The organism is Mycolicibacterium monacense (genome assembly GCF_010731575.1).
Classification (GTDB): domain Bacteria; phylum Actinomycetota; class Actinomycetes; order Mycobacteriales; family Mycobacteriaceae; genus Mycobacterium; species Mycobacterium monacense.
Genome location: NZ_AP022617.1, coordinates 4830325 through 4841786 on the forward strand (window position 1 = coordinate 4830325; position 11462 = coordinate 4841786).

12 protein-coding genes are annotated in these 11462 nt (G+C 69.7%); 5 read left to right on the plus strand and 7 right to left on the minus strand.

What is annotated here, in order from left to right; all coding sequences use genetic code 11:
* Positions 1-11 precede the first annotated feature (11 nt).
* From eccB to G6N49_RS23070, 4 genes are read right to left on the minus strand one after another with little or no spacing between them, the layout of a single operon-like run.
* Positions 12-1487, minus strand: a complete 1476-nt coding sequence (gene eccB / locus G6N49_RS23055) for a type VII secretion protein EccB (RefSeq protein WP_011557493.1) — start codon at positions 1485-1487, stop codon at positions 12-14.
* A 3-nt stretch (positions 1488-1490) separates the two neighbouring features.
* Positions 1491-3212: a type VII secretion AAA-ATPase EccA gene (eccA, locus tag G6N49_RS23060; RefSeq protein WP_011854170.1), complete on the minus strand. Its 1722-nt coding sequence runs from the start codon at positions 3210-3212 to the stop codon at positions 1491-1493.
* Positions 3205-3705, minus strand: coding sequence for a hypothetical protein (locus G6N49_RS23065; protein WP_011854169.1), 501 nt, complete (start codon positions 3703-3705; stop codon positions 3205-3207). The genes eccA and G6N49_RS23065 overlap by 8 nt, the downstream gene beginning before the upstream one ends.
* Before the next feature lie 12 nt (positions 3706-3717).
* Positions 3718-4566: an ESX secretion-associated protein EspG gene (locus G6N49_RS23070; RefSeq protein WP_011854168.1), complete on the minus strand. Its 849-nt coding sequence runs from the start codon at positions 4564-4566 to the stop codon at positions 3718-3720.
* A gap of 541 nt (positions 4567-5107) precedes the next feature.
* On the opposite strand from G6N49_RS23070, the gene G6N49_RS23075 reads away from it, so the two are divergent.
* Together G6N49_RS23075 and G6N49_RS23080 are read left to right on the plus strand one after the other, a co-directional pair.
* The gene (locus tag G6N49_RS23075; protein ID WP_179967784.1) at positions 5108-6397 is read left to right on the plus strand and encodes a MinD/ParA family ATP-binding protein; all 1290 of its coding nucleotides are present in this window, start codon (positions 5108-5110) and stop codon (positions 6395-6397) included.
* Positions 6398-6514: 117 nt separating this feature from the next.
* Positions 6515-7546, plus strand: a complete 1032-nt coding sequence (locus tag G6N49_RS23080) for an MPT63 family protein (RefSeq protein WP_011854167.1) — start codon at positions 6515-6517, stop codon at positions 7544-7546.
* Positions 7547-7615: 69 nt separating this feature from the next.
* On the opposite strand, the gene G6N49_RS23085 is transcribed toward G6N49_RS23080, so the two are convergent.
* Both G6N49_RS23085 and G6N49_RS23090 read right to left on the minus strand, forming a co-directional pair.
* Entirely contained in the window at positions 7616-8566 is a 951-nt protein-coding gene (locus G6N49_RS23085) for a hypothetical protein (protein ID WP_011854166.1), read from the minus strand.
* A gap of 121 nt (positions 8567-8687) precedes the next feature.
* The gene (locus G6N49_RS23090) at positions 8688-9419 is read right to left on the minus strand and encodes a hypothetical protein (protein WP_011854165.1); all 732 of its coding nucleotides are present in this window, start codon (positions 9417-9419) and stop codon (positions 8688-8690) included.
* Positions 9420-9777: 358 nt separating this feature from the next.
* Between G6N49_RS23090 and G6N49_RS23095 the strand changes: the two genes are divergently transcribed.
* Complete coding sequence (locus G6N49_RS23095; RefSeq protein ID WP_011557485.1) at positions 9778-10071, plus strand: WhiB family transcriptional regulator; 294 nt, start codon at positions 9778-9780, stop codon at positions 10069-10071.
* A 133-nt stretch (positions 10072-10204) separates the two neighbouring features.
* On the opposite strand, the gene G6N49_RS23100 is transcribed toward G6N49_RS23095, so the two are convergent.
* Positions 10205-10483 carry a DivIVA domain-containing protein gene (locus G6N49_RS23100; protein ID WP_235679568.1) on the minus strand — a complete coding sequence of 93 codons (279 nt, stop codon included), beginning with the start codon at positions 10481-10483 and terminating at the stop codon, positions 10205-10207.
* Between the two features lie 126 nt (positions 10484-10609).
* Here G6N49_RS23100 and G6N49_RS23105 point away from each other — a divergent pair, with 126 nt between their 5' ends.
* On the plus strand, positions 10610-11104 hold the full coding sequence (locus tag G6N49_RS23105) for an EVE domain-containing protein (protein ID WP_083044502.1): 495 nt from the start codon (positions 10610-10612) through the stop codon (positions 11102-11104).
* A gap of 12 nt (positions 11105-11116) precedes the next feature.
* Positions 11117-11422 carry a GNAT family N-acetyltransferase gene (locus G6N49_RS23110; protein WP_011557482.1) on the plus strand — a complete coding sequence of 102 codons (306 nt, stop codon included), beginning with the start codon at positions 11117-11119 and terminating at the stop codon, positions 11420-11422.
* The last annotated feature ends 40 nt before the right edge of the window (positions 11423-11462 follow it).

The following is an 11462-nucleotide window of genomic DNA, read 5'->3' on the forward strand; positions in this document are numbered from 1 at the left end:
AGCGACTCCAGTCATCGGCTGCCTCCCGGTCGGGCGCCCGCCACCGGACCGTCCTCGCCGACCTTGCGCGGGTTGGGGTTCGCGGGCAGGGTGTCGTGTTCGAGCAGTGCGGCCTGCTTCGACAGCACCGGCCCGTCGACGAGCAGGCTGACCACCTGCCACGGCGCGGTCAACGGTCCGACCAGGCCGAGATTCTTGGCGGTCTCCTCGTCGGAGACGCCGTAGCGCACGCCCTGCGGGTCGATGTAGTAGAGGCTCTCGCCGTACCGCGGATCCGGTGACTGCAACCGGATGAACTGCCCGCCGTCGATGTACACGGTGGAGTCGCCGGTGATCTGCCGGATGCCGGTGTTCAACGCCGACGCGGCGATCGGCAGTCGCCGGCCGGCGATGACCGTCGTCCGGGGCGCCTGATCGCCTGCGACGCGCTGCCACGACCAGCACAGCGTCGGATCGTCCTGGCGCAGCAGGATGTCGAGTGCCTTGTCGGGCAGCGGTGAGACGTAGACCTGCTCCGGAATCCGCGCCACCACACTGGCTTCCACCATCGGCGGCTCGATCAGACCGTAGGAGTTGGTGGCGCGCAGCGCTGCGGCGGTCGGGTCGTTGACGCGGGCCACCCCGTCGGCCAGCACGACGTAGTGCTGCTGATCGTCGGATTCGGTCACCGTCTCGAACACCGAGCCGATCACCAGATTCGCAGGCAGCCCAACGGTATTGGGTTCACCGGCGCGGGCCACCTGGGGCAGTTGCCATGGCCCGGCGTTCGGCAGGGCGTTGAACAGCCCCTCGGAGATCGGGGTCGCCCTGGCCGTCACCGGGATCCCGACGGCCGACGTCACCGCACGGTCGGCCAGGTCGATCGAGTGTCGGCCACCCTCGGTCACCAACCAGTTGGCACCCTTGAACGACACCAGCATGCCCTGGTCCGGACGCAGCGGACCGACGGTCGAGTCGACCACCAGCGGGCGCACCAGGACCGACGTCTCCACCCTCGGGACCACGCTCTCCGGTTTGGTGACGGTGTCGCACAGGGTCCACATCGACTCGGCCGCACCGGAGACCGGCGTCGCATAGGGCGCGCCGGGGATGCCGATCGGTTGTCCCTTCGACATCCGGTTCAGCTCTTCGGATTTCACCGCGACCGGGGTTCCGGGGTTGCCGAGGACCAGCCGCGCCGAGGTGAGGTTGTACACCGGCCTCAGTTCCCCGCCGCCAGGCATCACCACATAGAGCTGGTTGGTGCTGCGGTCGACGAGCAGCTGGTCACCGCCGCGCTTGCCCAGCGGTTTGAAGTACGCCATCAGCGCCGCGCCGAGACAGATCAGCACCGCGATGATGATGCCCGCGCCCACCGCGCGGCTGTAGAACTGCAGCGGATCGTCGAACATCCGGGTGTCGCGGCGCACGATCGCGTGCTCGACCCGGCGCAGCAGGAAGCGCCAACCGCTGACCTGCACCTTGGTGGTAAGCCGGAAACTCGCCATACCTCACCCGCTGATGTTCAGGCGGGAATGCACGGCGGCGATCGCCGACGCCATGTCCTCGCCGTTGATTTCGCTCAATTGCTCGACCCCGAGGCTGTCGAAGTCCAGGGACCGGGCCAACCGCATGTCACGGCTCTGCTCACCGGCCTCCACCAGCTGCCGGGCGTAACGACCGTTGCCGGCGATGTCCAGCGCCGGCTTCCCGCCCAGGGTGCGCTGCCCGAGCAGCGTCGCCGCCTCGAGCACGAGTTTGGCGGCATCCTCGTTCACCGACGAGTCATTGGCGGCGGCAATGACTTTCGCGATCTCGACGATCTCGTCGGGAGAGTACGAGTCGAACTCGATGCGGGTGGCGAAGCGCGACCGCAGGCCGTCGTTTGTTTCGAGCAGCCGATCGATGTCGGCGCTGTAGCCGGCGATGATCACCACCAGTCGGTCCCGGTCGTTCTCCATGCGGGCCAGCAGCGTGTCGAGGGCTTCGGTGCCGAACGGGTCGGCGCGGCCGTCGCGCTCCTGAACCAACGTGTAGGCCTCGTCGATGAACAGCACCCCGCCGACCGCGCGGTCGATCGTGCGGGCGGTCTTGACCGCCGACTGGCCTTCGTATTCGGCGACGAAATCCTTGCGCGAGGTCTCGACGAGCTTGGGTTCGGAGATCACCCCCAGCCCGGCGAGGATGTTCGCCACCACGCGGGCGATGGTCGTCTTACCGGTGCCGGGCGGGCCGGCGAAGATCATGTGCTTCGAGGTCTGCGCGACCTTCATCCCGCGGGCCGCCCGGATCTTGGCCATCTGGGTGGCGGCACGGTAGGCCTCGATCTGTTCCTTGACCCGGCTCAGCCCGATCTGCCGGTCGAGTTCGGCCTGAGCCTCCTCGAGCAGCCGCTCCCGACCGGAGGTGTCGGCCACGGCGCTGGCCGGATCCCACGGATCGGTGCGGGCGGCGATTTTCTCCGCGGTGGTGGTGACCAATCGGTACGACGGATCGCGAAGGACCGCAGTCACCTTCGGCTCGGGATGGGTGGCCTGCAGCCACTCCAGCAGCGCTCGCGCGCCCTCTTCGTTGCCCTGGCTGCGGTAGGTCATCGCCAGGTACCAGGCGATGGTCTGGGCGCAGGCCTGACCGGCGGGTGAGCTGTTCATCTCCGTCAGTCGCCGTTCGGCCTCGGTGAACAGTCCGAGGTTCGCCGCGGCCACACCGTGGGCCACCCCGGCGGCGGCGGCGAGAAACTTGTCCGGCCAGGAGTTGGCGCCGCGCACCTGGTCGATCACGTCGGTCCAGCGTTCGGCCGCGCCGTAGACGACGGTCTTCACCCACGCGATGAGGTGGTCCGCGCCGCCGGGCGGAACGTTCTCGAGCGCCTCCATGGCGTCGGTGAAGTTCCCTTCCTTCGCCTCGTTCACCGCGAAGCCCATCGTGATGGCCAGCGGCGAGGTGATCGGGTAGGTGATCTCCCCGAACAGGCCGCCGATCGGGATGCGTGCGGCGAGGGTGTTCATCGAGATCTCGGCGGCGCCGGCGAGTTGTCCGAAGTTGCCGCGCGAGTACCACGCCCGGAACAGCGTCACCCGGTCCATGTCGCCGCAGCGGATCCGTCCCACCCAGGCGTCGCAGGCGGTTTCGTCGTAGTTGGTGATGTCGGTGAACAGCTCGTAGGAACGGGCGGGGGCGTTGGGCAGCATGCCGACCGCACTGCCGAACAGGCTGGCCAGGTGATCACTCATGGCTACCTGCATACCTGGTGGTGAAGACCTCGGCGCGGTGCGCTCGGGCCTCTTCGGGGGTGGGCAGTTCGAGGTCGCGCTGCAGGAAGTCGCGGGTCGCGGGGTCGTCGTGGCCCTGTTCGCGCATCCCGTCGAGCATGAACTCGTACTGCGCCGACTTGGCGTCCTGTGCGGCCAGTCCCGCGATCACCACGATCTCCTCCGCGAGTTCGGTTTCGGACATGTGCACCGCCCGCGGTGACAGGTCGATGTGCTGGACCCGGCCGTCGAGGTAGCTGGTGACGGTGACGGTGCCAGGTGGATTGGTCACCGTGAACAGCGGTTCGGGCTCGGGCTCGTCGGACAGTCCGTACCCGGCGAACGCGTCGAGCGCGGCGAGGTCCCCGCCGTCCACCTCACCGTCGTCCTCGACGGGCACCGGCCGGTAGAAGTCGAGCGCCGACAGGTCGTCGGCGTCGTCATCGGGGTCGCGCGTCGAAAAGTCACCCGCCATGGAGGGTTCCGCTCACTCCCCGTGGAAGGCGTCGGCGTCGCTGTGGTCGAACCACGTCTTCGACGGGAGGAAGTCGACCAGCCCGTCGAGCGCGCGCTGCAGGTTCTCCTGGGTCCCGGGCAGGAAGCTGCCGTAGAGCTCACCGCTGACCCGGCGGGGGATCGACACGATGCGGCCGTGCGGGGAGTCGAGTACACCGGCGGCCACGTCCGTCGTGGTCTGGGTGCCGCCCGGGTGGCGTTCGGTGGCGGTGAGCTCCACCCAGCTCGCCGGCTCGCTGATGATGTCGGCGTAGGCGCGCGCTGATGTCAGGGCTATCCCGTAGGCCTGGAGTTCGTTGGCCGTCCGGCATTGGGCGAGTTTGGCGGCCACCCCCGTCAGCGGTTCCACGTCCGCGGGCGGTGCGGTGCCCAGCACCGTCGTCACCATGTTGGCGAGGCCGATCTGCGGGGCGATGCGCTGCAGCACCAGCATCTCGTCGTCCCTGGCGGCGACGACGTGGCGATCACCTTTGCGGCACACCACGAAGCGGACCATCTTGCCGCCGAGGTCGCGCCGCCACCACCGGCCTTCGAGGACCCGGTCCGACCGGCTCAGGGTGTCGACCATCGCGGCGACCTCGGGGTGCGGATCACCGTAGAAGTTCAGTACGCCCTGCTCGGTGAGATCGCGGGCCACCTGGTCCCACACGATCTTGCGGAGATCCGGCTGCGGGATGTTGAGGCGGATGCCGAGCGAAGGCGGGAAGTCCGACGCGCTCATGCGGTCGGCGATGACGAGCATCCCGTCGATCGTGACCTCGACGGCGACGACGTCGTCGTAATGGGTGCCGCTGGATGCGGCCGGTGCGCCGGCCATCATCGGACTGCCCCGACCCGCAGATCACCCATCGGACCCCCAACTCTCATCGCGCCAGGCGCGCGGCGGATTCTGCCCTGGATTGTTCGGACATTTGCCGCATCCCGCAACAGCGTCGGCGAAACACCAGGTTCGGCGTCCCTTCGCCGCAAGTGAGCGTACCAGCGCACCAGGCACCTCCAGCGCACGATTTTCCAGGCCGGGCCATCGCATCTGCCGGCGCGTCTACCGCAAGATCAGCAATATACAACGCCTGCCACTTCTGCCGTTCACCTCCGTCTCACGGATTCCTCAGCGAACACTCAGACCGCCACGCCGGGGGTGGCTCGCACCGTGGCGGCGTCCGCCACGCAAATCCGGTCGGACATATCCGGCGTTCGCGGTCGCAACCACATCCGGCGGGGTCCCGCTGCGGCAGCGCGGTGGGCGTTCGTGCGCCATAACTTTGCTGATGTCGCTCGGTGGCCGGGGCCGCGCGAATCGCGAGCCGCTTGGTCGATACTGGGTCGACGTCCGTCTCGCCTGACCTCCGGAGGAGACCGTAGTGACCGACCGCGATGACGCCCTGCGCAGAGAGCTCGGCTGGACCGGCCAGGAGGATGAGGACTTCGAACCGGACACCGGGCCCTCGGGACTGCGCGCGACCCCGCCCCCGCCGCCCGTGCCCGACCCGGAGCGGCGCACCAGCTTCCGCGACCCTCAGCAGTCGCGGCCCGGACCGCCGCCCGCTCCGCCGCGTCCGCAACCCACCAACTGGGGTCAGCCGCCCGGCTGGCAGCCCGCCCGCGGACCGCTGCCGCCGGCGGGGACGCCGCCGCAACAGAGTCGGCCCCCCGAGGGTTACGGTCCCGAGAGTTACGGTCCCGGCGGTCCGATGGCCCAACCAGGGTCCTATGCCGACTGGATCCGGGTCGACGAGCTGGTACCGCCGCGCCGCACCCCACCGGCACATGGTTGGCGCCGGTGGGTCTACCGCCTGAGCTTCGGTCGGATCAACCCCGGTCAGTCGCCCGAGGAGCTGCGTCAGCTCGAGCTCGAGAACAAGGTCCGGGGTGTGCTCCGCGGGCACTACAAGGTCGGTGTGATGGGTAAGGGCGGCGTCGGCAAGACGACGGTGTCGGCCAGCATCGGCTCGGTGTTCGCCGAACTCCGGCAGGACGATCGCGTGGTCGCGATCGACGCCGACACCGCGTTCGGCAAATTGGGCAGCCGGGTGGATCCGAATGCGCAGGGAAGTTACTGGGAGCTCGCGTCCGATCAGCATCTCGAATCGTTCGCCGATGTGCGCAGCCGCGTCGGCAACAACGCCGCCGGATTGTTCGTGCTCGCCGGAGAGGGGTCGCCGGCCCGTCGCAGAGTGCTCGATCCGGCGATCTACCGTGAGGCCGCCTCACGGCTGGACCGCTACTTCTCCATCTCGATCGTGGACTGCAGTTCCACCATGGACTCGCCCGTCACCCAGGAGGTCCTGCGCGATCTCGACGCGTTGATCGTCGTCTCCTCGCCGTGGGTGGACGGTGCGGCTGCCGCCGGGCAGACGCTCGACTGGCTGGCGGCCCGCGGCATGACCGGGCTGCTGCAACGAACTGTGGTGGTACTCAACGACTCTGACGGCCACGCCGACAAACGGACCCGGTCGATCCTGGCGCAGCAGTTCGCCGGACACGGTCAGCGGGTCATCGAGATCCCGTTCGACGGGCACCTGCGGCCCGGCGGCGTCATCAGCGGAACACGTGAGATGTCGCCCGCGGCGCGGCGGAAGTTCCTCGAACTGGCGGCGGCGCTCGCCGACCACTTCCCGTCGACCGACGACCGATCCCGGGAACGCGGCTGACGCCTTCGACCTGCCCACCGGGGGTGCCCAGCAACGTCATCATTTGCTAGGTTCGCTAGCGGGACCGCCTCCAGGATCGGGGGAGTCGGCCGTAGGACGACTCAGGAGTGAACCACGTTGAAGATCACCACTGTTTTCGCAGCAACCGCCGCGGCGGCAGCCGTCGCGGCTGCCGGTGCGGTCATCGCCGCACCGATCGCCGGGGCGGAGTCGGGTGCGCCGGCGGGCCCGGCCGTCCACGAGATCGGCCAGCAGGCGGATCTGGTCAACGGATCGGTCGTACAGGGCTGGACCGTGACCGATCTGAAGGCCAGCACCGACACCATCCCCTACGCGGTGCGCGGGACGCTGTGGGAGGCGACCGCCACCGACGAGGCGATCCAGGGCGCGGCGACGCCGATCGTGTCGAACTTCAACGCCAGGGCGAGGAACGGTGAGACCTACCGCGCGCTGTGGCAGGTCGCCACCGCGCAGGGCGTCAACCCTTCCACGCTCGGCCAGGGGCAGGAGACCACCGGCAAGCTGTACTTCGACGTCACCGGCGCCCAGCCGGACAGCGTCGTCTACAACGACGGTGGTCAGGACTTGCTGCTGTGGGTGCAGCCGCCTCCGTCGAGCACGTCGTCGTCGACCCCGCGGTCGAGCTCCTCGCCGTCGGGAAGCGCCACGTCGGCGACGCCGCAGGCCACGCCCCAGGGTTCGGAGGCGAGCCCGCCTGCCGCCGAAGCCGTCGAGCCGGGCACGCCGGGCGCCGCGCCCGCCAGCACCGAACTCGTCCCGGCTCCCGCCGGCAGCTCCGGCACGCCGCTCCCGGCGGGCAGCTCGGGCACCCCGCTGCCGGCCACCAGTTCGGGCACCCCGCTGCCGGCGGGTAGCTCGGGCACACCGTTGCCGGCCACCAGTTCGGGCACCCCGCTGCCGGCGGGTAGCTCAGGCACCCCACTGCCGGCCACCAGCGCGGGCACCCCGGCACTGGCCCCGGGCGCACCTGCACCCGCTCCGGCAGCTCCGGCCGTTCCGGCCCAGCCGGCGCCGCAGCCCGCGAGCAGCGGTCCCGCACCGGTGCCGGTGAGCACCGGCGATCAGGCGCCCGTGCCGCACGGCCAGGGTGTCCCGACCCCGACTCCCACCCCGGTGCCGGTGCCCTGACGCACTGTCTCCGCGATCACATCGGCGGGGCTGCTGCGGCGTGAGCCGCGGTCAGCCCCGCCTGTGCGTTCAGGAGTGTGAACTCCACCAGGTGTAGAGCTGATCCAGGCCGGGACCACGCGGTCCGGACTTCACCACCGCGACGAGCGCCTCGTCGGTGTTGGTCCACGCCACCACCGGGCGGTCGGCCTGCAGTCCGCAGAACAGCACGCCGCTGACCTTCTGCGGCGTGGCGTTGCGCCGCCACGGTCCGGGCGACTGGATGTTGCCCGGGCAGGTGACGATCGACGAGGCCTCGACGACGTCGTTGAACGCGGCGTCCAGCGCGGTGTCGTCGGCCGTGATGGTGTAGGTCGCCGACGGCGGGCCGCCGGGGTCGAGGTTCGCGCCACAGGCTGCCTCGGCGAGCGCCCCCTCGGGCGGGGTCCGCATCTCGCATGCGTCGGCGGCGTAGCCGCGCGGTAGCAGGCCGCGCAGGTCGGCCTCGGCTCGTGGGTCTGCGGTGCGGGTCGGTGAGGGCGTCGTCGGGGAGGCGGCCGTGCTGCCGCCGTCGCCGGACGGTACGAGCAGCCACACCACGACACCGAAGACCACCACGCCCAGCACCGCGGCGGCGATCAGCCACACCGGCTTCTTCTGCTGCGGCGGCGCAACCTGCGCCCTGGGCACCACCGGCGGCGGAGCGCCGTACCCGGCAGCGGACCAACCGCCGTCGGGTGGGGGCGGTTCGGATGCCGGGGCAGGCGGCGGGACGAATTCGCCCTGCGGGACGGGTGTCGCGGCTTCCGGATGGACGATGGGCTGGTCGACGGGCCGGGCTGTGGGTGGCTCGACGGGTTGCTCGACGGGTTCGGAGAGCTCGTCGGGACCGGAGTCAGCGACCGGGTCGGCGAGCGGCTCCCACAGCGGTTCGGCGACCGGATCGGCCGCGGGCGCACCGTCATCGCGGTCGGCATCCGAATCGGGGGCGGGTCCGGTGGCCCAGGGGTCCGAGGACGGGGGCGGAGGCGGCCATGTCATGTCCGGACCTCCACGAACCTCGTCGTCACTTCGCAACCCCCGCTCGGGCGAACTCGGAAACGTACCCATGGAAGCGTAGTAGGCCGCGCCGCTCGGCGGCGGTGCCGATGCGCCACGCCCGTCACTTGAGCACACCGATCAATGCCTCGATCGCCGCCGCCGACTCCGCCGAGATCGGTCGTTCGGCTTCCGCTCCCGCGATGTCGTCGTCGGGGACCCCGGCGGCCTGCGCCGTCTCGCTGATCGTCAGATTGGCGCGTCGGCGGACGGCGTACAACCGCTGTCCCAGGGTGGCGTTCGGGGCGGTGGCGGCGAGCATCGTCAGTTCGTCGATGCGCCCGCGGACCGCGCTGAGCGCCTTGATCAGAGCCGGGGTGACCTTCCCGATCCGGGCCGCGCGGGCGGCCACGGCCTCGAGTTGGCGCAGGTCGGACAGGATCGTGGTGACCCGTGGCGTGAACTCGCGATCGTCGAGGGCGGGCAGGACGTCCGCGGTCGCGCCGAGCGTGTGGACCGCGGCCTCGACGGCCTGGGCGATGAGCGGTGCCTCGGCGCCGTCGGCCGCTGCGGGAACCGCGGGAACCGTCGCCGTCGGTTCACCTCGACGCAGCTTGGCGATGGTCCCCGTGGGCCAGCGCAACACCTCTTCCAACTTTGCCCGGGTGCGCTCGCGGGGCCAACTGCGGCCCTTCTCGAAGGCGATCAGCGCGCCGGCGTTGATGATGCCGTCGGCAGCCAGGCTGCGCTGGCTGATGTCGAGCTCGCGGCGCCGCGCCGCCGCGGCCGCACCGGCGCGCGCCACCCCGGGGTCGAGGACCCCGGTCGCCTCGTCGATCGACTCCGCGTTGGTCATGGACGGCGCTCATCCTCGCTGGCTCGACGACGGCTCGGTGCCGCAATACTAACCGCGGGAACCGCTACCGCTATGACTCGGGTTCGCGATCTGCCCACGAATCCGTATCGAAGCTACACCTTTCGCTGCGCTTCGACGGGCGAAATGCTTCGTTTGCCGTCCGCCGAACCGTTGCACCACCGCCACGTCCGCTCGGTATCACTGCACTTCAATGCCACTTAGTGGGATTCGGTTGCCTCGGTGGCCGAGCACTGCGCGAGTGTCAGCACCACTAACCGTTGCATCGCTACGGTTCTTGCTATAGATTTCACCGCAACGCGGGGCGCTGACCCGCACGGCTTGTCCTAAGGAGTAACCCATGAGCAACGTGACATTTCTGGAGGTCCCGGTCGGCGCCTGCACTCGCGATCCGGAACGTTGGACGACGACTGCCGACGAAGAGGCGAAGGCCATCTGCCGGGGCTGCCCGCGCCGCTGGATGTGCGCGCGCGACGCGGTCGAACTCCCCCGCGCCGAGGGTTTGTGGGCCGGGATCGTCATCCCGGAGGCCGGCCGCGGCCGCACCTTCGCACTCAAACAACTTCGTTCGCTGGCCGAGCGCAACGGTTACCCCGTCCGGGCGATCCGCCGGGTGTTTCCCGAGTCCGCGTGACGCCGGAATACCGAGGCGGGGCCCGCGGTTACATCATGCGACGGTGCCGGGCATGCCCCGGGCCCCACCACAGAACAGTCGCTTCGAGCGACCACTCGCCGAGAGGCGCCATGGCGGCACCGTCCTCAACTTCTCACTGACCGTCGAGCGCGGCGATCGCCGCAGCCACCGTCACCATGTACTCGTCGACCTCCCCGTCGTGATAGCCCCGACGGCCGAGCGGCGGCTTGGGGAATCTGATCGACCGGACGTCGGCGGCGCAGAGATGGCCGCGGCCCTCGAGGCGGCGCGCCGTCAGCGCCAGGAAGTCCCGGACCGATTTGGGGTCGTAGCCCCGCTTACCAAACGGGGGTTTCGAGAAGGTGGCGCTGCGGACGGCGTCAGCGGTCAACCCGCCGGAGGGTTCGCTCATCGACTGCGATCGTAGACGGACCGATCTTGTCCGTGCGGCGCTTCGCCCATCCCCAATGCGCCGCCTGTCCACAGGCCCTGTGGATCATGCCCACCACCTGTCGGGACCGGCGCTTAGCGTCGACGCATGACGAACTGGATCAACACAGTGAGCCGCGACCACGTCGAACGTGCTGTTCGCGGGCGTTTCACGCAGGCGAACCACGGTAAGCCCCAAGCGCTGCGCCGCATGGCGCGGGGCGACTGGATCATCTTCTACTCACCGCGCGTCACCTATCCCGACGGCGCTCAGCTGCAGGCGTTCACCGCGATCGGTCAGGTGGTCGACGACGAGCCCTATCAGGCGTCCACCGAGGATGAGGTGTGGCGGCGCAACGTCGACTTCCTCGACTGCGCGGAGACACCGATCCGCCCCCTCATCGACGCCCTCGACTTCATCGAGAACAAACAGCGCTGGGGATACAAATTCCGCTTCGGTGTGTTCCGCATCGACGACCACGACTTCGAGACCATCCGGGCGGCGATGACGCGTTCGCCCGAACTGATCGGGGCATCGACGGTCAGCGACGCCGCCGGCGGGGTACCCGGACAGACGGCAGCACCGCCGAACGACACCGACTGATCAGGAGAGCCCGTGACCACCGACAAGACCGGCGCGTCCACCACCGTCAAGGCCGAAGCCGACCGATTCACCATCGGCGTGGAGGGTCAGACGGTCGGCTTCGCAGAGTTCACCGATCGCGACGGCCAGCGGGTGTTCACCCACACCGAGGTCGACGGTGAGTTCGAGGGCCGCGGCCTGGCCACGATCCTCGTCGGGGAGGCGCTGGACCAGACGCGGTCCGCGGGTAAGCGCATCGTGCCGGAGTGCAAACTCGTCGCGAGCTACATCGACAAACACGACGAGTACGCCGACATCGTCGACCCCGTCGGCCACTGACCGAAGGCGCCCGCCGCGGAGGTGGCGCACACACCGTTTA

Excerpts from the sequence above, each read along its gene's own strand:
- eccB (WP_011557493.1), bottom strand. The coding sequence starts at position 1,487 with ATGGCGAGTTTCCGGCTTACCACCAAGGTGCAGGTCAGCGGTTGGCGC.
- eccA (WP_011854170.1), bottom strand. The coding sequence starts at position 3,212 with ATGAGTGATCACCTGGCCAGCCTGTTCGGCAGTGCGGTCGGCATGCTG.
- G6N49_RS23065 (WP_011854169.1), bottom strand. The coding sequence starts at position 3,705 with ATGGCGGGTGACTTTTCGACGCGCGACCCCGATGACGACGCCGACGAC.
- G6N49_RS23070 (WP_011854168.1), bottom strand. The coding sequence starts at position 4,566 with ATGATGGCCGGCGCACCGGCCGCATCCAGCGGCACCCATTACGACGAC.
- G6N49_RS23085 (WP_011854166.1), bottom strand. The coding sequence starts at position 8,566 with ATGACATGGCCGCCTCCGCCCCCGTCCTCGGACCCCTGGGCCACCGGA.
- G6N49_RS23090 (WP_011854165.1), bottom strand. The coding sequence starts at position 9,419 with ATGACCAACGCGGAGTCGATCGACGAGGCGACCGGGGTCCTCGACCCC.
- G6N49_RS23095 (WP_011557485.1), top strand. The coding sequence starts at position 9,778 with ATGAGCAACGTGACATTTCTGGAGGTCCCGGTCGGCGCCTGCACTCGC.
- G6N49_RS23100 (WP_235679568.1), bottom strand. The coding sequence starts at position 10,483 with ATGAGCGAACCCTCCGGCGGGTTGACCGCTGACGCCGTCCGCAGCGCC.
- G6N49_RS23105 (WP_083044502.1), top strand. The coding sequence starts at position 10,610 with ATGACGAACTGGATCAACACAGTGAGCCGCGACCACGTCGAACGTGCT.